18 protein-coding genes are annotated in these 20,681 nt (G+C 71.6%); 9 read left to right on the top strand and 9 right to left on the bottom strand.

The window, feature by feature from the left end; translation table 11 throughout:
- Positions 1 to 185: 185 nt before the first annotated feature.
- Positions 186 to 1,409 (bottom strand): flavin-dependent oxidoreductase, encoded by a 1,224-nt coding sequence (locus tag ACFY1H_RS26325; RefSeq protein ID WP_386950498.1) that lies wholly within the window; start codon positions 1,407 to 1,409, stop codon positions 186 to 188.
- Entirely contained in the window at positions 1,409 to 2,761 is a 1,353-nt protein-coding gene (locus ACFY1H_RS26320; protein WP_386950495.1) for an MFS transporter, read from the bottom strand. Before ACFY1H_RS26320 ends, ACFY1H_RS26325 begins: the two co-directional genes overlap by 1 nt.
- A gap of 83 nt (positions 2,762 to 2,844) precedes the next feature.
- Here ACFY1H_RS26320 and ACFY1H_RS26315 point away from each other — a divergent pair, with 83 nt between their 5' ends.
- On the top strand, positions 2,845 to 3,597 hold the full coding sequence (locus ACFY1H_RS26315; protein WP_366589927.1) for an IclR family transcriptional regulator: 753 nt from the start codon (positions 2,845 to 2,847) through the stop codon (positions 3,595 to 3,597).
- Positions 3,598 to 3,601: 4 nt separating this feature from the next.
- On the opposite strand, the gene ACFY1H_RS26310 is transcribed toward ACFY1H_RS26315, so the two are convergent.
- Positions 3,602 to 4,330 carry an IclR family transcriptional regulator gene (locus ACFY1H_RS26310; protein ID WP_386950490.1) on the bottom strand — a complete coding sequence of 243 codons (729 nt, stop codon included), beginning with the start codon at positions 4,328 to 4,330 and terminating at the stop codon, positions 3,602 to 3,604.
- 170 nt (positions 4,331 to 4,500) lie between these two features.
- Between ACFY1H_RS26310 and ACFY1H_RS26305 the strand changes: the two genes are divergently transcribed.
- From ACFY1H_RS26305 to ACFY1H_RS26285, 5 genes are all read left to right on the top strand, one after another.
- Positions 4,501 to 5,568, top strand: a complete 1,068-nt coding sequence (locus tag ACFY1H_RS26305) for a cupin domain-containing protein (protein ID WP_386950547.1) — start codon at positions 4,501 to 4,503, stop codon at positions 5,566 to 5,568.
- Complete coding sequence (locus tag ACFY1H_RS26300; protein ID WP_386950487.1) at positions 5,565 to 6,419, top strand: fumarylacetoacetate hydrolase family protein; 855 nt, start codon at positions 5,565 to 5,567, stop codon at positions 6,417 to 6,419. Before ACFY1H_RS26305 ends, ACFY1H_RS26300 begins: the two co-directional genes overlap by 4 nt.
- Positions 6,416 to 7,192 carry a maleylpyruvate isomerase family mycothiol-dependent enzyme gene (locus tag ACFY1H_RS26295; RefSeq protein WP_386950484.1) on the top strand — a complete coding sequence of 259 codons (777 nt, stop codon included), beginning with the start codon at positions 6,416 to 6,418 and terminating at the stop codon, positions 7,190 to 7,192. The genes ACFY1H_RS26300 and ACFY1H_RS26295 overlap by 4 nt, the downstream gene beginning before the upstream one ends.
- A 195-nt stretch (positions 7,193 to 7,387) precedes the next feature.
- Entirely contained in the window at positions 7,388 to 8,839 is a 1,452-nt protein-coding gene (locus ACFY1H_RS26290; protein ID WP_366589936.1) for a UbiD family decarboxylase, read from the top strand.
- 31 nt (positions 8,840 to 8,870) lie between these two features.
- A complete protein-coding gene (locus tag ACFY1H_RS26285; protein ID WP_366589938.1) occupies positions 8,871 to 10,457 on the top strand; it encodes an MFS transporter in 1,587 nt (528 codons plus the stop codon).
- A gap of 125 nt (positions 10,458 to 10,582) precedes the next feature.
- Here ACFY1H_RS26285 and ACFY1H_RS26280 read toward each other — a convergent pair whose 3' ends face one another.
- Genes ACFY1H_RS26280 through ACFY1H_RS26265 form a run of 4 tightly spaced genes read right to left on the bottom strand, consistent with a single transcriptional unit; the run spans position 10,583 to position 14,140 of the window.
- Positions 10,583 to 11,434, bottom strand: a complete 852-nt coding sequence (locus ACFY1H_RS26280) for an alpha/beta fold hydrolase (RefSeq protein ID WP_386950480.1) — start codon at positions 11,432 to 11,434, stop codon at positions 10,583 to 10,585.
- A complete protein-coding gene (locus tag ACFY1H_RS26275) occupies positions 11,431 to 12,510 on the bottom strand; it encodes an amidohydrolase family protein (RefSeq protein ID WP_386950477.1) in 1,080 nt (359 codons plus the stop codon). The genes ACFY1H_RS26280 and ACFY1H_RS26275 overlap by 4 nt, the downstream gene beginning before the upstream one ends.
- A complete protein-coding gene (locus tag ACFY1H_RS26270) occupies positions 12,507 to 13,631 on the bottom strand; it encodes an amidohydrolase family protein (RefSeq protein WP_366589945.1) in 1,125 nt (374 codons plus the stop codon). The genes ACFY1H_RS26275 and ACFY1H_RS26270 overlap by 4 nt, the downstream gene beginning before the upstream one ends.
- Complete coding sequence (locus ACFY1H_RS26265; RefSeq protein WP_386950473.1) at positions 13,628 to 14,140, bottom strand: Rieske (2Fe-2S) protein; 513 nt, start codon at positions 14,138 to 14,140, stop codon at positions 13,628 to 13,630. Before ACFY1H_RS26265 ends, ACFY1H_RS26270 begins: the two co-directional genes overlap by 4 nt.
- Before the next feature lie 280 nt (positions 14,141 to 14,420).
- On the opposite strand from ACFY1H_RS26265, the gene ACFY1H_RS26260 reads away from it, so the two are divergent.
- The 3 genes from ACFY1H_RS26260 (at position 14,421) to ACFY1H_RS26250 (ending at position 17,985) form a co-directional block, all read left to right on the top strand.
- On the top strand, positions 14,421 to 15,740 hold the full coding sequence (locus ACFY1H_RS26260) for an MFS transporter (RefSeq protein ID WP_366589949.1): 1,320 nt from the start codon (positions 14,421 to 14,423) through the stop codon (positions 15,738 to 15,740).
- A 101-nt stretch (positions 15,741 to 15,841) separates the two neighbouring features.
- Entirely contained in the window at positions 15,842 to 17,323 is a 1,482-nt protein-coding gene (locus tag ACFY1H_RS26255) for a histidine kinase (RefSeq protein WP_386950470.1), read from the top strand.
- Positions 17,320 to 17,985: a response regulator gene (locus ACFY1H_RS26250; RefSeq protein WP_386950467.1), complete on the top strand. Its 666-nt coding sequence runs from the start codon at positions 17,320 to 17,322 to the stop codon at positions 17,983 to 17,985. Before ACFY1H_RS26255 ends, ACFY1H_RS26250 begins: the two co-directional genes overlap by 4 nt.
- Before the next feature lie 103 nt (positions 17,986 to 18,088).
- Here the strand turns inward: ACFY1H_RS26250 and ACFY1H_RS26245 are convergent, their stop codons facing one another.
- Together ACFY1H_RS26245 and ACFY1H_RS26240 are read right to left on the bottom strand one after the other, a co-directional pair.
- Positions 18,089 to 19,525, bottom strand: coding sequence for an MFS transporter (locus tag ACFY1H_RS26245; protein ID WP_386950464.1), 1,437 nt, complete (start codon positions 19,523 to 19,525; stop codon positions 18,089 to 18,091).
- A gap of 66 nt (positions 19,526 to 19,591) precedes the next feature.
- Positions 19,592 to 20,602: a LysR family transcriptional regulator gene (locus ACFY1H_RS26240; protein WP_386950461.1), complete on the bottom strand. Its 1,011-nt coding sequence runs from the start codon at positions 20,600 to 20,602 to the stop codon at positions 19,592 to 19,594.
- Positions 20,603 to 20,681 lie beyond the last annotated feature (79 nt).

Genomic DNA, 20,681 nt, shown 5'->3' with positions numbered 1-20,681 from the left:
AGCCACTCCGACCGCGACGCCGAGATCACCTGCACCACAACATGATCAACTATCCAGGCAACCAGACCCACACCGGGTTACGAGACATCCCTTAGTGGCGGAGAGCTGCGCCGACCGCGGAGTCCGCACCGACCGCGAACGCCGGGCGCCAGGAGCCGCCCGGCGTTCGTGGGCGCCCGTCCTGGTCAGGGCCGGGCTGACAGTGAGGTCAGCGAGTACCCGGCGATCTCCTTGTACCTGCTGAGGATCGCCTCCAGCTGCCGGGGGTCGACGACGTCCTCGAGCCGGTCGAAGGGGCGGTCGCCGGTGCGTTCGTAGACCTCGCGCAGGATGGCGTCGGGTGGGGTGGTGCGGTTGGCGCGGACCACGGCGGCGGTGGCCGGGATGCGTTCGGCCTCGTAGGCGGACAGGGCGGCGACCACGTCGTCGGTCGCGCCGAGCTCGGTGGCCAGCTTGCGGGCGTCCAAAATGGACTGGCCGGCGCCGTTGGAGCCCCTGGGGACCATGGGGTGTGCCGCGTCGCCGAGGAGGGTGATGCGGCCGGTGCCCCACCGGGGCAGTGGTTCCTGGTCGACCATGGGGTATTCCAGGATCGTCGTGGACGAGGACAGGAGGGCCGGCACGTCCAGCCAGTCGAAGTGCCAATCGGCGAAGGCGGGCAGGAAGTCCTCGAGCCGCCCGGTGCGGTTCCAGTCGCGGTCGGCGTGCTGCGGCGTTTCGATCTCCACCACCCAGTTGACGAGCTGGCGGCCCTCGGCGTCGACGTGGTCGCGGATCGGGTAGACGACGAGCTTCCCGGTGGCGAGCCAGCCGGCGCGGATCATGCTGGCGCCGCCGAGGATGGCGGGCCATGGGGTGACCCCGCGCCACATGTTGTAACCCGAGTACACCGTGCCGCCGGCGTCCGGGTGCAGTTGCCGGCGGACGACGGAGTTCACGCCGTCGCAGCCCACGACGACGGCGCCGCGCACGCTGCCCTGCTCGAACTCCGCCGTGGCCCCGGTGGCGTCCTGCGAGACCGCCACGCAGCGCCGGCCGGTGAGCAGCCGGTCGGGGCCGAGCCGGTCGCGGACCGCGCGCACCAGGATGTCGTGCAGGTCGCCGCGGTGGATGGAGAACTGGGGCCACGCGTAGCCCGCGGTCCGTCCGGTCGGCTCGGTGTAGATGCGCTGGCCGAACCGGTTGAAGTAGAGCGAGCTCTCGGTTTCGATCGCGACGGCGGACAGCTCGTCCGCCAGACCGAGCCGGGTCAGTTCCCGGGTGGCGTGCGGCAGCAGGTTGATCCCGACACCGACGGCCGAGAGCTCGTCGACCGCTTCGTGGACCGTGCAGTCGACGCCGGCGGCGTGCAGTTCGAGGGCCAGGGTAAGGCCGCCGATGCCTCCACCGATGATGACGACTTCGGACATCAGTGCTCCATTTCTTCTCTGGGTGCCGCCGGGGCGACCCGGCGGGGTGCGTGATTTCGAACGAGCACAAAGGACGTACTGACCACGGCGAGCACGGCGGCCACCGCGACCGCGACGAACAGCACGGCGCTGCCGCCGAACGCGCTGAGCAACGCGCCGCCGATCGACGGGCCGAGGATGCCGCCGACCCGGCCGACGCCGAGCATCGCGCCCTCGCCGGTCGCACGGGCCTGAACCGGGTAGGTGGCCGCGCAGATGTTGTTGAGCAGGAACTGGCCACCGATGATGAACAACCCCGCGAACCCGATCGCGACGATGTTCACCGCCGTCGAGCCGCCGGCGGCGACGACGAGCGTGGCCACCGCGCCCAGGCCGCACCAGAGCATCAGGCTGCGCCTGGCGCCGAGGTAGCGGTCGGCGACGAGGCCGCCGAGCAGGGCGCCCACAATGGACATCCCTTGCAGCACGGCGCCGAAGGCGTACCCGGTCGCGAAGGTCTCGCCGCGCGCGATCATGAGCTGCGGTGTCCAGGTGGACAGCCCGTAGACGCCGAAGAGCAGCAGGAAAGAAGACACCCACAGCGCCACCGTTCGCGTCCGGAAGCGGGGCGCGAGCACGAGCCGCCAGTCCCGGGGTTGCCGGTCGACGGACAGCCCGAGTTCGCGGTAGGACTGAGCACGCTCGGGTCGCAGCCGGGACAGCAAGCGCACCGCCTGTTCCTGTTTTCCCTTGGCCACCAGGAATTCCACGGATTCGGGGAACACGGCGAGGTAGATCACGCCCAGCACCGCGGCGGCACCGCCCACGTAGAACAGCGACTCCCAGTGGCCGCCCTCGGTGAGCGCGACGCCGAGGACCGCGGCCAGCACGCCGCCGAGGGCGAAGCCGGTGCCGCCGAGCACGGTGAGCCGGTTGTGCACCCGCTCGGGCAGGTATTCGTTCACGTACGCCGTGCCCAGCGGCAGCAGCACGCCCAGGCCCAGCCCGGTCACCGCGCGCAGCGTGACGAACGCCGGGAACGTCGTGCCGACGAGGCCCGTCAGCACGCTGAACACCCCGGCGATCAGCAGGCCGGCGATCAGGGTGGGACGGCGGCCGATCCGGTCGGCGACGACGCCGTGGACCAGCGAGCCGACGGCGAACCCGATCAACGCGGACGACACCAGGAAACCGGTTGCCCCGCCGGACAGATGCCAGGGCTTCACCACGAAGTGGATCATGTACGACGGGATGAAGGTGTCGTAACCGTCGAACAGGGTCGCCAGCGCGACGAGCAAGACCAGCAACCAGTGGAAGGGCCGGAGCGGAGCGGTCCGCAGTTCCGTGCGGATGTCGATGGTGGCGGCGGACAATACGACCTCCTCCTTGAGGGCTGTGCCTGGACTTTAAGTTCGCGCGCCCATCCACCGGAATCTGTGGGTTGTAGAATTCTGCTATGCGGGACGAGTCGGGGTACCTGGTTGAATCGGCCGACAACGTGCTTCGGCTGCTGGAACTGCTGGCCCAGCGCGGGCGGCTTCGCGTGAGCGAGGCGTCCGACGAGCTGGGTGTCGCCCGGTCCACCGCGCACCGGTTGCTGATCACGTTGCGGCACCGCGGGTTCGCGGTGCAGGACTCGCACAAGGTGTACCGGCCGGGGCCGGCGTTCGAGCGGATGGTGCGGCCCGGGCCGTCACCGCTGGATCTGCGCGCGGCGCTGCACATCCACCTGGCGGAGCTGAGCCAGGCACTGGGGGAGACCTGCCACCTGATGGTGCTGGAGGGCAACGGCACCCGGTTCCTCGACTGCGTGGAGAGCACGCAGATCCTCCGGGTCGGGGCCAGGACCGGGATGCTGCTGCCCGCCCACGTCACCTCGGGCGGCAAGGCGTTGCTGGCCGAGCTGTCGAAGGAGCAGTTCACCGCGTTGTACCCGCGGGACCTGCCCGCCCTGCCGGGCAGCGGCACCGTGAACCGGGCGGCCCTGTTGCAGCAGCTGACCGGGATCCGCCGCCGCGGGTACGCGACCAACTACGGCGAGAGCGACCGCGGCATCGTCGCGATCGGTGCCTGCGTGCGGGACGGCAGCGGCCGGGCGCTCGCGGCGTTCGCCGTCGCGTTGCCGAGCCCGCGGTGCCCGCGGTCCCGGATCCCGGAACTCGCCAAGGCCATCGAGGAACAGTGCCGGCAGGCCTCGGCCGATCTGTGACGCGTCACCGGGCTCGGACGCTCAGCGCCTCCCGGACGTCGCCGCAGGTCCGGAGCAGGTGCGCGGCCATCGCCTCCGGGCCCGCCGAGGCGAACCTCGCCGTCGGCACGGCGACCGCCAGTGCGGCCGGCTGACCGTCGATGACCCCGATCGACGCGCCGATCGCCGTGACGCCGGGCTCGCTTTCGTCCTGGTTGAGTCCGAAGTGGTTGCGGCGGACCGCATCGAGCTCTCGGTGCAGTGCCGCGACGTCGTGAATCTTCTCGCCGGGCCAAGCGGGTAGCCCCGCCGCGTGCAACGCGGTGACCTCCGCCGCGTCGAGGTCGGCCAGCATCGCTTTGCCGCCGGACGTGCGGTACGCCGGCATTCGCGCGCCGGTCCGCAGGCCCACCCGCAGCGGGTGGTGGCTCTCGATGCCGTCGACGAACCGGACCTCGGCCGCGGCGCGGACCATGAGGTGCACGGTCTCGCCGACGTCCGCGTGCAGGCGCTCGAGGTACGGCCGGACGCGGTCGGCCAGCGGCGGCGCCCAGCCGGGGGTGGCCAGGGCGAGCAGCTCCGGCCCGGGCCGGTACTGCCGCTTGTCGCCGCGCACCGCGAATCCGCGCTCGCACAGCGTCGACAGCAGCCGGTGCGCGCTCGACGGTGCCACACCCAGTTCCCGGCTCGCCTCGGTCACCGTGATGCGGCCGTGTTCGGACAGCAGGGTCAGCAGCGTCAGCGCCCGGTCCACCGCTTCGATTCGATACGGGCCGGAATTCCGCTCCACAGAAAAACCATACGTCGCCTTTGCGTTGTCCGGAAGGCTCTGCCTACGCTCCGGGAAGACCGCCGAACGCCAGAGGAGTGCGCATGTCCCCGGAGACGGAGCAGGTGATCGGCCGTGGCCCGGCCGCGAACGAGATGACCAGTGGGGACAGTCCGGAGCTGACGGAGCTGTACCGGGACTTCGAGTCCGAGCACCTCATTCCACTGTGGACGCAGATCGACGACCTCATGCCGATGCACCCGAAACCGAAGGCCGTGCCGCACGTGTGGCGGTGGTCGACGCTCTACCCCCTGGCGCAGCGCGCCGGGGAGCTGGTGCCGGTCGGGCGCGGCGGTGAGCGCCGCGCGATCGCGCTGGCCAATCCCGGCCTGCCGGGTCTCGCCTACGCGAGCCCGACGCTGTGGGCGGCGATCCAGTACCTCGGCCCGAAGGAGGTGGCGCCCGAGCACCGGCACTCCCAGAACGCGTTCCGCTTCGTCGTGGAGGGCGAGGGCGTGTGGACGGTCGTGGACGGTGACCCGGTGCGCATGTCCCGCGGTGATTTCCTGCTCACCCCCGGCTGGCGTTTTCACGGCCACCACAACGAAACCGACCAGCCGATGGCCTGGATCGACGGCCTGGACATCCCGTTCACCCACTACGCCGACGTCGGCTTCTTCGAGTTCGGCGCGGACCGGGTCACCGACGACGCGACCCCGAACTTCTCCCGCAGCGAGCGGTTGTGGGGGCACCCGGGCCTGCGTCCGCTTTCCGGACTGCAGGACACGGTGTCCTCGCCGATCGCCGCCTACCGCTGGGCGCACACCGACGCGGCGCTGACCGAGCAGCTCCTGCTCGAGGACGAAGGTCAGCCCGCGACCGCCGGGCCGGGCCACGCCGCGGTGCGCTACGTCAACCCGACCACCGGCGGCGACGTCATGCCGACGATCCGCGCCGAGTTCCACCGCTTGCGCGCGGGCGTCGAGACCCGGGCGCGGCGCGAGGTCGGGTCCAGTGTGTTCCAGGTGTTCGAGGGCCGCGGCGAGGTGGTCCTGGACGGCGTCGAGCACCGGCTGGACAAGGGCGACCTGTTCGTCGTGCCCTCCTGGGTGCCCTGGTCCCTGCGCGCCGAGAGCGCGTTCGACCTCTTCCGCTTCTCGGACGCTCCGATCATGGAACGCCTGCACTTCCACCGCACCCACGTCGAAGGAGAAGAGCGATGAGACTGGCGACGATCCGGATCGGCGGGACGACCGCCGCCGTACGGGTTGACGGCACGACGGCGATCGAGACCGGGTTCGCCGACGTCGGCGCCCTCCTGCAGGCGGGTGGTCTGGACCGGGCCGCCACCGCGGACGGTGCGCGGCACGACTTCGGCACCGCCGATCTCGCGCCGGTCGTGCCGCGGCCCGGCAAGATCGTCTGTGTGGGGCTGAACTACCGCAACCACATCCTCGAGATGGGCCGCGAGCTCCCCGAGTTCCCCACGTTGTTCGCCAAGTACCCCGAAGCTCTGGTCGGGCCGCGCGACGAGATCCTGCTGCCGCCGGAGTCCGACCGGGTCGACTGGGAAGGTGAGCTCGCCGTCGTCATCGGCACGAGCGTGCGCCGGGCCTCGGCCGACGAAGCGGTGGCGGCCATCGCCGGCTACTCGGTGCTCAACGACGTCACCATGCGCGACTACCAGTACCGCACGGCCCAGTGGCTCCAGGGCAAGACGTGGGAGAACAGCACGCCACTCGGGCCGGTGCTCGTGACGCCCGACGAACTGCCCGCCGGCGCCCGGCTCGTCACGTCCGTCGACGGCGAACAGCTGCAGCAGACCCCGCTCGACGACCTCGTGTTCGACGCCGGGGAACTCGTGCGCTACATCTCCACGATCGTCACCTTGCAGCCGGGTGACGTCATCGCCACCGGCACCCCCGGCGGCGTGGGGCACGCGCGCAAGCCCCAGCGTTACCTCGCACCGGGCCAGACGCTGACCACGCGCATCGACGGGATCGGTGAGCTGGTCAACGTCGCGGTGGCGGAAAAGGTGAGCGGCGGGCCGGAACGAGCCGCGGCCGGCGCATGAGCGTCACTTCCGAGGACGCGGCGCGCGCGGCTCTGCGCGAACGGCAGGGGCCCGGCGCCCGCTACGACTCGCCGCACGCGCCCGCTCACGAACTGCTCTGGGCCCGGCGCGGCACGGCGTACTTCGCGCGCAAGCTCGGTGAACTGTCCGACGCCGAGCTCGACGAGCCCAGCCTGCTGCCGGGCTGGTCCCGCCGGCACGTCCTCGCCCACGTGGGCTACAACGCCCGGGCTCTGACCCGGCTGCTCACCTGGGCGCGGACCGGCGCCGAGACCCCGATGTACGCCTCGGCGGAGCAACGGCAGGAGGAGATCCACTCGGGGGCCACCCTGCCGGCCCGCGCGTTGCGGAGCCTGGTCGCCCACGCCGCCGCGCACCTCGACACCGAGTGGCGCGACCTGCCGGACACCTCCTGGGACGCGGAGGTCCGGACCGCGCTGGGCCGGCTGGTGCCGGTCCGGGAGACGGCGTGGATGCGCACCCGCGAGGTGTGGGTGCACGCCCTCGACCTGGCCAACGGTGCGACCACCCGGGAGTTCCCCGGCGATCTGCTCGACGCGCTGCTCGCCGATGTGCTGCGGGGATGGCGCCGGCGGCAGGAGCCGGTGCACCTGGTGCTCGCCCCCACGGGCCGGGCGCCGATCGTCCTGGGGGAGGGCGGCACGACCGTTTCGGGTGATATGCCGGATCTCGTGCGCTGGGTGACCGGCCGCGGAACCGCCGGTGTGGTCACGGAAAGCGGCGAGTTGCCGGCGCTTCCGCGCTGGTTCTGACCCCTGCGGGGGAACGAGAGAAGACTCCGGCGCGGGTTCTGCGCCGGTCTACTGTGGACTTCGTGGGAATTTTTCCCCGTCGCGGCGGGCCACCTCCGAGGTGAATCGCGCCGTCCCGCACAGAAGAATTGTCCGACGGCAAGATTCCGGGACCGGACGGCTTCAGCCTACCGTCGTGCCCAAAAGGAGTGAGGCGTGTACAACGACTATCCCAAACCCCACGAGGACTTGCGCGAGCTGGTCGACCGGATCGACAAGCTCGGCCAGCTCGTCCGCGTCCCGGAGGCCGATCCGGACCTGGAGCTGGGCACGTTGATCGAGCTGGTCGCCCATCGCGGCGGCGAGGGCGCACCGGCACTGTTGTTCGAGAAGCTCACCGGTGACGGCAAGGGGTTCCGCGTGCTCTCCGGCGCGACCAACTCCGCGCAGCGGCTGGCGTTGACGATGGGCTTTCCGCGGCCGGACCACCCGTTGGACGCGGTGAACTCCTACCGGGAACGGATGCAGACCCACCAGCCGATTCCGCCGTCCGAAGTGGACAGTGGTCCGGTGCTGGAGAACATCCTGCGCGAGGGCGAGATCGACCTGACCGCGATCCCGGCGCCGCGGCTGCACGAGCTGGACGGCGGGCGCTACCTCGGCACCGACGACCTGGTCATCATGCAGGATCCCGACGACGGCTGGGTCAACATCGGCACCTACCGGTCGATGGTCCAGGGCCCGGACCGGACCGGGTTGTGGATCTCGCCGGGCAAGCAGGGCCGGCAGATCCGGGAGAAGTACTTCGCCCAGGGCAAGCCGTGCCCGGTGCTGATCTCGTGCGGCCACGACCCGTTGCTGTTCCTCGCTTCCGGCAACGAGCTGCGCTGGGGACTGTCCGAATACGACTACGCGGGCGGGCACCGGGGCGCCCCGATCGAGGTGGTCCGTTCCGAACTGTACGGACTGCCGATGCCCGCCGCGGCGGAGTTCGTGATCGAAGGTGAGCTGCACCCCGGCGAGACGGCGCCCGAAGGGCCGTTCGGCGAGTTCACCGGCTACTACGCCGGCGGCCGCAGCGAGCAACCGGTGGTGCGCGTTCGCCGGGTCTACCACCGGGACAACCCGATCCTCACGGTCGCGTCGCCGATCCGCCCGCCGTCGAACTTCTCCTACAGCAAGTGCGTGATGAAGGCCGGCATGGTGTGGGACGAGATCGAGCGGGCGGGCCTGTCCGGGGTCCGGGGCGTGTGGTGTCACGAGGCCGGCGCGGCCCGGATGTTCACCGTCGTCTCGATCAAGCAGGCCTACGCGGGGCACGCCAAGCAAGCCGCGCTGCTGGCCGCCTCGTGCCAGTCCAGCTCGTACCTCGGCCGTTTCGTGGTCGTCGTCGACGACGACATCGACCCCACCAACACCTTCGACGTGCTGTGGGCCATGTCCACGCGCTGCGATCCGGCTCAGGACATCGACCTGATCCGCGGCACGTGGAGCGGCCCCCTCGATCCGCGCCTCGACCGCGCGACCACCACGAACTCGCGCGCGCTGATCACCGCGGTCCGTCCGTTCGGCCGCGAGTTCCCCGCCGTCGCGGAGGCCTCACCCGAGCTGCGCGACCGGGTCGCGGCCAAGTTCGCTGAGCTGCTCGACCGGCTCCCCACTTCCTGATCCTGGGACCGACGCTGAAAGGACAGCGGAGATGAGTTCCTCGACCTACGAAACCGACGGCGCCAGCGTGGTCGCCGTTCCGAAGTCAAGACCTGACGCGAAACTCGGCTTCGCGACGTTGTTCGCGGCCTGCCTGGCCGTGTGCGTCGCCGAGATCACCATCGCCATGCCGACCGTCCTCAACGGACTCTTCCAGAGCCGGCTGCACGCCGACGGCAGCGAGATCGCCTGGATCACCGACGCCTCCCTGCTCCCGGTCACCGCGCTCGCCCTCACGTTCGGCGTGCTGGGCGACAAGTTCGGCCGCAAACGGCTCCTGGTGCTGGGTGCCGTGGCGCTCATCGCCGGGCACCTCGTGACGGCCACCGCCGCCGGCACGGGCCAGCTGTGGACCGGCCGGGCGATCGCGGGGCTCGGCGCGGCCGCCCTGTTCCCCACCTCGCTGGCCGTGGTCGCCATCGGGACCCGCACCGGCCACGAACGAGCGCGCGGTGTCACGCTGTGGGCGGCATCGCTGGCCGCGGGGGCCGCACTGGCCCCGGTGATCTCCGGGATCTCCGCCGACAACGGATCGTGGAAGTGGGCGTTCGTCGTCGTGATCGTGCTGTCCGCGCTGAGCGGCGTCGTGAGCCTGTTCGCGACGGACTCGCGGGCGCCCGAAGGCCGCTCGCTCGACTGGCCGGGCCAGATCACGATCGCGATCGGGTTGTTCGCGCTGCTGTACGCGGTCATCCAGGGCGGTACGGACGGCTGGGGCAGCACGGCCGTGGTGGTGGCGTTCGTGATCGCGGCGGTGTTCCTGGCGCTGTTCGTGGTCGTCGAACTGCGGTCGCCGGCCCCGTTGCTGCGGCTCGACGTGTTCCGCAACCGGGCGTTCACGGTGTCGGCGTTCGTGACCGTGGTCGGCATGTTCAGCTTCGTGGCCACGGCCTACAGCACCAGCATCCGGCTCGGTCCGGTCCAGCACCAGAGCCCGCTGCTCGCCGCGGCCGCGTTCGTGGTCCTCAACGGGGTGACGCTCGTGGTCGCCCCGCTGACCTCCCGGCTGATCGAGCACGTCAGCCCGCGCTGGATCCTCAGCGGCGGCTTGCTGCTGACCGGCGTCGGCGATCTCTGGGCCTCGACGGTGCCCATCACGGACCGGAGCCTGGGCTCGCTGGTGGGGCCCCTGCTGGCGGTGGGGCTGGGGTTCGCGCTGACGGTGACGTCGATCAGCGCGGTGGCGGTCAACACGGTGCCGGTGCGGCTCGCGGGCATGGCGAGCGGCGCGACCAGCCTGCTGCGGGACTTCGGGTTCACCCTGGGCCCGGCCGTGATCAGCGCGGTGGCGCTGAGCCGGGCGGCGGGGGACTTCACCACGTCGCTCGCGGCCAGCGCGCTGCCCGAGCACGCCAAAGCGGCCGCCGCGGCCGTGGCGAAGGCGGGCGGTCCGCTGGCGGTGAATTCGGCCCCGCCGGCCGCGCCCCAAGCCGCGGCGGTCCGGCTGGCCGTGGATGCTCTCGGGCACGGCTACTCGCTCGGCTACCTCATCAGCGGTATCGCGGCCGTCGTCGCCGCGCTGCTCGCCGCGGCGACCCTGGGCCGCACGGTCAAGCCGGCGGAGGAATCGGGGGAGTAGGCCCACGTCGGCGGTGACCCGTTCTCGCCACCTCCCGCCGTGCCCCGTCGCGGGGTCCCGCCGACCTGGCGGAACCCCGCGACGGTCGCGAAATCGGTACCCACCGGGACCCGCACCAGTGGCGGTCACGGCCGCAGCAGGGTCCGCAGCGCCGTGAGGGTCTCGGCGGGGCGCTCCTCGGCGAGGTAGTGCCCGCAGTCGAGAGCGTGGCCGTCGGCGGTGGGGGACCAGGCGCGCCACGTCGGGAGCACGGCGGGCTCGCGGCCGAGCGGGCCGTGGCGGCCCCAGAGAACGAGGGTGGGGCAGGTGATGAAGCGCCGGCCTCGGTCGGCCTCGTCGTCGGCGACGTCCACCGTGGCGCCGGCCCGGTAGTCCTGGCACACGGCGTGCACGACGTCGCGCCGGTGGTAGGCGGCGCGGTACGCGGCGAGTGCTTCGGGAGCGAAGAGGTGCTCGCTTCCGCGCAGGAAGAAGGCGTCGGGGTCGGCGGTGATGAGGCGTTCGGGCAGATCGCCCGGCTGGGCCAGGAAAAACCAGTGCCAGGCCGAGCGCGCGAACGCGGCGTCGACGCGGGCGAAGACGTCGGCTGTGGGCAGGATGTCCAGCACGGCGAGCGCGGTGACCACGGCGGGGTGGTCCAGGGCGAGCCGGTACGCGCAGCGGGCGCCGCGGTCGTGGCCGACCACCGCGAAGCGGGCGAACCCGAGAGCCGCCACCACCGCCGCCGCCATCGCCCGTTTCCCGAACGCCGCGACGCCGGCGCCGGGTGGGGCGACGCTGTCGCCGTATCCGGGCAGGTCCGCCAGGACGACGGTGTGGTCCCGCGCGAGCGCCGGTGCGACCAGGTGCCACATCGCGGACGTCTGCGGATAGCCGTGCAGCAGGACCACGGGCGGACCCGAGCCCGCGATGCGGACGTGGACCCGGCCGCCCGCGGGCGTGGAGACGGAACGGTCCGCGAAACCTTCGAGGATCACGCGCCGAACGAGTACCAGGCGTCGGCGTTGCCGGCCAGGACCCGATCCCGTTCGCCGTCGGTCAGCGCCGCCAGCAGCCGCTGCCCGCCGGTGCCGTGGTCGTGCGGGTGGTCGCTGGCGTACATCAGCATCGTGCCCGCGTCGAAGAGGTCGAGCGCCTGCCTGACCTGGAGCGGGTCCTGCGGCAGGTGCGCCGGCGCCGTGGTGAGCCGCAGGTGCCGCCGCGCGACCTCCGAAGGTTTGCCGGTCAGCCACGGCACTTCGCGCCAGACGCCCTTCCAGTCCTTGTCGAACCGCCACAGCAGGGCCGGCAGCCACGAGAACCCGCATTCCAGCAACGTCACCCGCAGCTCGGGCAGATCGGCGAAGGCGCCTTGGGTGATCAGGCTGGTGACCTGCGCCTGCACGAGGATCTGCGAGTTGGCGAGGTAGTCCTCGAGGTAGGTGTGGGTGAGCCCGCTCGGGGTCGGCGCCTGGCCGAGCCGCCCCCACGCGTGCAGGCCGACGACGAGACCGTGCTCGGCGGCGGCACGGAGCAGCGGGCGGTGGCGGGTGTTGCCCCACGGCGCGTCGGTGCGCACCGGCAGCAGCACCTGCACGATCTGCGGGTGGCTGCCGAGGCGGTCGATCTCGGCGACCGCGGCCGCGGTGTCGAGGGTGGGCACGACCATGCTCGCCCGCAGCCGGTCGTCGCGGCTCAGCCACTTCTCGACGAGCCAGTCGTTGACCGCGCGGGTCAGTGCGGCCTCGTAGTACGGGTTGCGGTTGCAGTGGAACGACGTGGTGCAGTTCAGCACGGCGAGCTTGAGCGATTCCGCATCCAGCACCGCGGAGCGCACCTGCTCGACCTCGGTCGCGGGCAGGAGACCCGCGGCCCGCGCTTCGGGCGTGGCGCTGGTGGGTGCGAGCGGCGGGTAGGCCCCGCCCTGCGACGGTGACAGCGTCTGCCCGCCGTCCACAAGGTACTCGCGCCAGTACTCGTCGAGGAACGGCGCCAGCTCGGCGAGTGACGCGGGTGCGCAGTGCACGTCCGTGTCGACGGTGCCGATCGCGATCCCGGCGGAGGACACGCTCATCGCGTCCCCTCCGTGGCTCGCGCCGGCAGCCCGTACAGCCGGCAGGCGTTGGCCCCCATGATGTTTTCCCGCGCCTCGGACGGGAACAGCCGCGGTGCCAGCCGCGGGGAGTCGAAGTCCCAGTGCGGGTAGTCCGAGGCGAACATGATCCGATCGGTCATCCCGACGTGCTCCAGTGCGGTGGCGAGGTGGCGTGGGTCGTCCGGCTCTTCGATGGGCTGCGTGGTGAACCAGAGGTGCTCGCGGAGATACTCCGAAGGCGGCTTGCGCAGGTGCGGCACGTCGGCGCGCAGCCGCGGCCACGCCTCGTCGAGCGCCCACATCAGCGGCGCGGCCCAGACGATCCCGCCCTCCACGCAGATCACCTGCAGCGACGGGAACTCCTCGAAGACGCCTTCGCACAGCAGGTTCGTGACCAGCGCCGCCATCATGTTGCCGTTCCAGACGTGCTCTTCGAGGTAGAACGACGGCCACCCGGCGCCGCGGTGCTGCTCGATCCCGCCGGTGTGCGCCGCGACCGGGAGGCCCGCGTCGGCCGCGGCCCGGTAGATCGGCCAGTAGCGGCGCGCGCCGAACCCGGTCTCGCCCCCGGTGGGCAGGAGCACCTGCACGAACCGCGGGTCGCCGGCGCGCCGTGCGATCTCGTCGGCGGCGAGGTCGGGGGACTCGGTCGGGATCGCGATCGAGCTGCGCAACCGCGGTTCGGGCGCGAGCCACTCCTCGGCCAGCCAGTCGTTGAGCGCGCCGCAGAGAGCCGCGGAGTACCGCGGTTCCTCGGCACCGAAGGTGTGTCCCTGCAAGGGGATCAGGACTCCGTGGTCGACGCCGAACTCGTCGAGCAGCTGCGCCTGCGTCGTGCCCAGGTCGCTGCCGGGGATGCCGCCCGCCTCGGGCCACGAGTCGAGCCGGAAGCCGGCGTTGCGCACGCGCGGGTAGAACTCCGGCGGGTTCGGCACCCGGCCGCCGAACAGTTCCCAGCGTTCCCGGTGCGCTCCGCTCAACCGGGCCCGGATCTCCGCGGCCGGTGCGCTCGGATGGATGTCGGTGTCGACGATCGGGTATCCGGCCCGCGTGGCCGCGGCGCCCGGCGACGACGCACCGGTGGGCAGCGTGCTTGTCATGACGCACCTCCGACTGGGCCCGGCCTGGCCGCCGGGTGTGGGCTGGTCTCGACCACCACGTAGGCGTCCTCGACGCGGACGGGGTAGGTCTCGGTGACGTACGGGCCGGGGCGGCGCCCGCCCTTGGCGCCGGGCTCGGGAGCCGAGACCTGATCGGGCGCGACGGTGCCTTCCCCGACGCGAGGCTCCACGGACACCGTGTACGTGCGGGCCGGCGGCTCACCGGGGCCGAGGAACGACTGGCCGGTCTCGAGGTCGTACTCCCAGCCGTGCCACGGGCAGGCGAGGAGGGCCTCCTCCTCGGCCATCGCGTACTCGCCCGGCGCGGCGGAGCTGACCCACGGCTTGGTGCGGCCGAGGCACAGCGGCCCGCCCATGTGCGGACAGTGGTTGTTGATCGCGTAGAAGCGGTCACCGACCCGGAACACGCCGATCGACCTGCGACCCGCCTGCACGATCCGGCGCTCGCCCGGCGGGAACTCGTCGAGTCGCGAAACGACTATCTTCACGGTTCGGACTGTAAGGAGCCCGCCGCGTCCGGCGGAAGCAGAAAGTCGGGATACGCGATATCAACGGCGTGAATACGCACTCGTTCGGCGTAGCCGGCCGCGCGGTGTGACTGTCCTCAAAGGACATTCTCGATCAGTGGCACCGCGACAAAAGACGTAGGCCGGATGAGCCGTCGCGGCCGTGCCCGGCACGCCGTTCTCTGCTTTCCTCGGTGGGACGTGCGGTCCGGTTCGTCCGGTGTGCCGCACGGGCCGAACCGCCCGCGAGGAGTACGGATCCATGGCCGAACCAGCACCGTCGACGCGTCCGTCGAAGAAGACCCTCGTCGCCGCGAGCCTCGTCGGCACGTCGATCGAGTGGTACGACTACTACATTTTCGGGACCGCCGCGGCACTGGCGTTCGGATCGGTGTTCTACCCGAAGTTCTCCTCCGCCGCGGGCACGCTCGCGGCGTTGGCGACGTTCGCGGTCGGCTTCGTCGCCCGCCCCCTTGGCGGCGCGGTGATCGGGCACTTCGGCGACCGGATCGGGCGCCGGTCGATGCTCGTGCTCACGCTGCTGCTGACGGGCGGCACGACCACGCTCATCGGCGTCCTGCCGACCTACGCCGCGATCGGCGTCGGTGCGCCGCTGCTGCTCGTCCTCCTGCGGGTGCTGCAGGGCTTCGGGGTCGGCGGGGAATGGGGCGGCGCGGTCCTCATCGCCTCGGAGCACGCCGGCCCGCGCCGCCGCGCGGTCTACGGCAGCTTCGCGCAGTTCGGCGTGCCGGTCGGGGTCCTCACGTCCAACCTCGCCTTCCTGGCCGTGTCCGGGCTGTCCGACGCCGACTTCCTGGCCTGGGGCTGGCGGATCCCGTTCCTGCTCAGCGTTTTCCTCGTGGTGGGCGGGCTCCTGGTGCGCAGCCGGCTGCGGGACGCGCCGGAGTTCACGAAGGCCAAGCGGGAGCGGGCCACGAACCGGGCGCCGTTCGCCGAGCTGGTCCGCCGGCAGCCGGTGACGCTGGTCCTGGCGAGCCTGGCCTCGATCGCTCCGCCCGCGATCGGCTACACCGTGACCGTCTACATGCTCACCTACGGGACGACCGTGGTCGGGTTCGACCGGACCACCCTGCTCTGGCTGATCCTGGCCTCGACGGCGATCTGGATCGGGGCGATCGTGCTGGCCGCCCTCGCGAGCGACCGGTTCGGCTCCCGGCGGGTGTACGTGCTCGGCGCGGTGACCGCCGTGCTGTGGCCGGTGCCGATGTTCCTGCTGGTGGACACCGGCGCCGCGGGCCCGGCGTTCGTCTCCTTCGCCGTCGCCGCGCTCGTCCAGGGCATCATGGCCGGGGCCCAGGGCGGGCTGTTCACGGAGATCTTCGACGTGCGAGTGCGCTACAGCGGGATTTCGATCGCCTACCAGCTCGGCGGGATGGTCGGCGGCGCGGTCACGCCGCTCGTCGCGACCGCGCTGTTCGGGGCGAGCGGATCGTCGACCGCCGTCGCGCTGTACGTCGCCGCGCTGTCGCTGGTGAGCCTGGTGGCCGCGGTCGGGCTCAGCGTCCGGCGCGCGACGTCGACGGAAGACCGGTCCGCCGCATCGGTGCGGCCGTCGGCGTGATTTGCCCTGCGGCACCGCATAATGGGGCCATGCCAGGGCAACGGAGTCCGAGCGGAACCAGACCGGAACTGTCGCCGGAAGATCTGCACGCCCTTGTTTCGGTGTCCGCCGACGGGCTCGCCGTGCTCGACGCCGCGGGGCGGTTCGCCGCCCTCAACGACTCGGCCGCGGCCCTGCTCGGTTCGGCCGCGGCCGACCTGATCGGCGAGCCGGCACCGTTCGCGCCCGACCCCGTGGCGCCCGGCTCGGCGGACCCCGGCGCAGTGGCGCCGGACGGTGGCCGGCAGCTCGTGCGCTGGCCGGTGCCGGGCGGACGGGTCCTGGATCTCGAGTACCGGTTGTCGCCGCTGTCCGGCGGCGGGCAGGCGGTCTGGTTCAGCGACCGCACGGATGTCCGGCGTCAGCAGGAGCGGCTCACCGCGATCGCGCGAGCCGCGTCCAGCGTGGCCGGGGCGTTCTCGCTGCGGGCCACCCTCGACGCGGTGGCCCGCGAGATGGTGATGACGGCCAACATCGTCGCCGTGCAGATCCTGGCGCTCGACGACCCGGCCGCCGATCTGCGCATCCTCGGCATGGCGGGATTCGGTCCGGCCGAGGATTTCGTCGACCGCCTCAGCGCGTGCCGGCGGCTCGGGGCGCACGTGCGGTTCTTCGACGCGTTCGTCGGCCGCGAGCCGGTGGTGCAGCCGCACCGCAAGGCCGCGATCATGGCCGACCCGGCGTGGGCGCCGCTGCACGAGATCATGAACCGGCCGGACTGGGACGGCTTCGTCGCGATGCCCATGGTGGTCCGCGCCCGCACCGTCGGCGTGATCAACGCCTACTACCGCGCCGGAGAGGACCCGGGCGCGGGCTCGCTCGCATTCCTGCAGGCGATGGCCGACCACGCCGCCGTCGCGATCGACACGGCGTCGTTGCTGGCCCAGACCCGCACGCGCGTGCAGTCGGACGAACGCCGCCGGCTTGCTCGCGATCTGCACGACTCGGTGGTCCAGCAGCTCTTCTCGATGCGCATGCAGGCGAAGGCGCTGCGCCGCCGGCTCGACGGCCGCGACGCCGAGCTCGAGCACATCCGCCCGATCGCCGAGGAGCTCGCCGAGCTGTCCGCCAGCGCACTCTCCGACCTGCGGCTGCTGGTGTTCGAGCTGCGGCCGCTGGACCTCGCCGAACACGGCCTCGTCGCCGCCGTGCGCGCGCACGCCGAGAGCGTGCGCGTTCGGACCGGGCTGGTCATCGACGTGGTCACGGCCGACGAGCTGCGGATGACCGGCGCGCTCGACGTGCAGGAGGACCTGTACCGGATCGTCTGCGAGGCGGTGCACAACGTCGTGAAGCACGCCCGGGCGTCAACCGTCGAGGTCGGTCTCCGCGTCGAGGCCGGCGACCTCGTCGTGCGGATCCGGGACGACGGCGCCGGTGGCGGAGAGCCCCTCGGCAACCGCGAACAGCTGGGCCTGGTGTCCATGCGCGAGCGCACCGAGCGCTGGGGTGGGCGGTTCGCGGCGGGGCCGGGCCCCGGCGGGGGCTGGACGGTGCGGGCGGCGGTGCCGCTGCGGCGGGTGTGGGAAGAGGCGACCGGATGAGCCCCGAAGTGATCCGGATCGTGCTCGTCGACGACCACGTGGTGGTGCGGCGCGGGCTGCGCGCGTTCGTCGAGATCGAACCGGCTCTCGAAGTGATCGGCGAGGCGGGGGACGGGGAGGAGGCGATCGAGCTGCTGCGCGAATGGCGGACGCTGGAGCGGCCATTGCCCCACGTGGTGCTGATGGACCTGCAGATGCCCCGGATGGACGGCGCGGAGGCGACCAAGCGGATCCTCGCCGAGCACCCGGAGGTGAAGGTCGTGGTCCTGACCAGCTTCGGCGAGGCCGAACGCGTGCACACCGCGCTCGCCGCGGGAGCCGCGGGCTACCTGCTCAAGGATGCCGAGCCCGAGGAGGTCGCCACGGCCATCCGCGCCGCCGCGGCCGGTGAGGTCCACCTCGACTCGGCCGTGGCCAAGCAGCTCACCCGGCGGATGGCCGCGCCCCGGGTCGGGCTCTCGGCGCTGACCGCGCGCGAGCGGGAGATCCTGGTGCTCGTGGCACGGGGCTTCGCCAACCGGGACATCGCGGACACGCTGGTGATCAGCGAGCGCACCGCGCGCACGCACGTCAGCAACGTCCTGAGCAAGCTGCAGCTCTCGTCCCGCACGCAGGCGGCGCTGCTGGCGATCCGGGAGGGGCTGACTCCGCCACCCGGGTGACCTCGGGTGCCGGGATTTCCGTGCCGAGAAAGGAATTCCGCGTCGCGACGGAGGGCTTCCCGGGTGCGCGGGAAGCCCTCCGTCGGCCACGGTGTCCGGTGGTTCAGCCGGCCGCGGTGGTCTCCTCGCGCGGGGGCCTGGTCACGTCCGTGGCGCCGTCGGCGGCCGCGGTCACGGGACTCAGCGAACCGTCCGCGGTGGCCGGGAGCCGGCGCTGGAAGCGGCCCAGCACCAGGAGCGCGGTCATCATCACGACGGGGAACACGGCGAACACGAAGAAGGTGCCCTGGGCACTGAGGCCGTGGTCCAGGAGCACCCCGGCGAGCCACGGGCCGAGCATCGCACCGAGCTTGGACACCGAGGTCGCCCAGCCGGCGCCGTTGGCCCGGATCGCGGGGCGGTAGAAGATGCCCGAAATCCCGATCACCCCGCCGTGACCGCCGATGATGAACACGTTCGACAGCAGCAGCACGAACACATACGCCAGGGCCGAGAGGTGGACGAACCCGATCACGAGCAGGCACGGCACCGCGAGCAGCGGCATGATCGCGATGGTCCCGGCCCCGCGGCGGTCGATGAAGCGGCCGATCAGGACCTGTCCCAGTGCACCCGCCGCGGAGGTTCCCGCGGCGAGGGTGGCGGCCGCCGACACGCTGAAGCCGATCTGCTCGTTGAGGATCGGGCCCCAGAACGTCAGGTAGAACACGACCGTGGCCGAGCAGAAGTAGGACGCCCACACCAGTGTGGTGAGCACGGCCAGCCGCCCGCGGAACAGGGCCACCGGGGTGAACTGCTTGCGCTCGACGACGTCGGTCCCGACGACGTAGGTCGCGTCGTCCGGCAGCGACAGCCCGGGCCGCACGCGCAGCAGGGTGCGCTTGATCCGGTCCGGGGCGAGGCCCTTCTGCGCCATGAACTTGACCGACTCCGGCAACGCCGGCACCACCGCCGCGAGCACGAGAAGTGACGCCGCGCCACCGACGAGGAACACGGACTGCCAGCCGAAGCGCGGGATCAGCAGGTTCGACAGCGGACCGCCCGACGCGCTGCCGATGCTGTAGCCGACCATCACGATCACCACGGACGTCGACCGCAGCCGGATCGGGGCGAACTCGCTGACCAGTGCCCACACCGGCGGGAGCGCGCCACCGACGAACAGCCCGGTGACCAGGCGCAGCAGCACCAGCTGGGGGTAGTTCTGCGCGAAGGCGACCAGGACCATGAAGATCCCGAACCCGGCAACCGACACGACGATGGCGGGCTTGCGGCCGATCCGGTCGCCCAGGTAGCCGATGACGATCCCGCCCAGCAGGGTCCCGACGACCCCCACGGTGCCCAGCGTGCCGAGCTCGGTGTTGGTCAGGTCGAACGATTGTTTCAGATAGCGGCCCGCGAAAGAGATGACTTGCAGGTCGAAGCCGTCCAGAAACGCGACCAGCCAGGATACGGAGAAGAGCGCGGTCCAGAACTTCCCCACTTTCTGGTTCTCGATCAGGGGGAGTACGTCGATGATCGGTCTGCTCGTCGTTGAATTCGACAAGGCACACTCCTTTGTGTGCTCGGGCCAGTGTGCTTCACCGTGTTTCGCAGATTGCCAGTATGTGGCTCACGGAGCGGGGTTCGGTAATAAATCGTCTGAACCCGCCGCATAACCGCCGTGAATACCCCGTTCGGGCTCACGAAGGCCGTCCGCGGCCGTGGAAAGCACAGTGCGCAGCCACGTGTGCGTGCGTTCGTCGGTGTTCTTGCGGTGCCACCAGAGGATCTCGACGATCGGGGGTGGATCGCCGGGGTAGGGCAGGATCCGCAGATCGCCGCGGTCGGCGAACTGGGCGGCGAGCCGGTGCTGCATCACCGCGACCCGGTCCGTGCCCGCCACGAAGTACGGCGTGGCCTGGTAACTGTCCACCCGCACGGCGACCTGGGGCTGCGTGCTCAGCTCGGCGAGCACGGGCGCGAGCGGTGAGCTCGCCGGGTACCCGTCGTCGGGGTGGTTGGGGATCACCCACGGCATCCGTTCGAGGTCCGCGAGCCGGGGCCGCCCGCCCACCGGGTTGTCCGCGGCCACGACGCACGACCAGTGGTCGCGGAACAATTCCCGCCCGTGGATTTCGTCGACCTTGAACGCGGATTTCGGGGCGGAAATGATCGCGTCGATTCCGCGCAGCGTTTCCGGCAGGTCCGCCGGCAGCTCTCCTTTGGCCACCTTGACGCTCAGCCGTGCGTGTGGCGCCGCCGCGTGGAGCGTGCGCGACAGCTGTTCGCCGAACGCGGCGAGCACGTAGTCGTTGGTCAGAATGGTGAATTCACGCTCGGTGTCTTCAGGGTGGAATTCCGGTTCGGGCGAAAAGAGCCGTTCGAGACTCAGGTACACCGGTTCGATCTCGGCCGCCAGCTTCTCCCCGAGCGGGGAGAGCACGAACCCGGTGCGAGTGCGTTCGAGCAGTTCGTCGCCGAAGTGCCGGCGCAGCCGCCCCAGCGCGGCGCTGGCGGCGGGCTGGGTCACCCCGACCCGCTGGGCCGCCCGGGTCACGTTCTGCTCGCGCAGCAGTTCCCGCAGGATGACGAGCAGGTTCAGGTCGATGTTCGCGAGCGAGCCGACACCCCGTCGGGCCACGTCTGATCACCACCGGGCGGTCACGTGCGGTACGGACCGGCCCGGGGAGGGCGACGGCCCCGGCCACCGTACTACGGCC

The organism is Amycolatopsis sp. NPDC001319 (assembly GCF_042896185.1).
GTDB lineage: Bacteria > Actinomycetota > Actinomycetes > Mycobacteriales > Pseudonocardiaceae > Amycolatopsis.
This window is presented reverse-complemented; position numbering and strand designations above follow the sequence as displayed.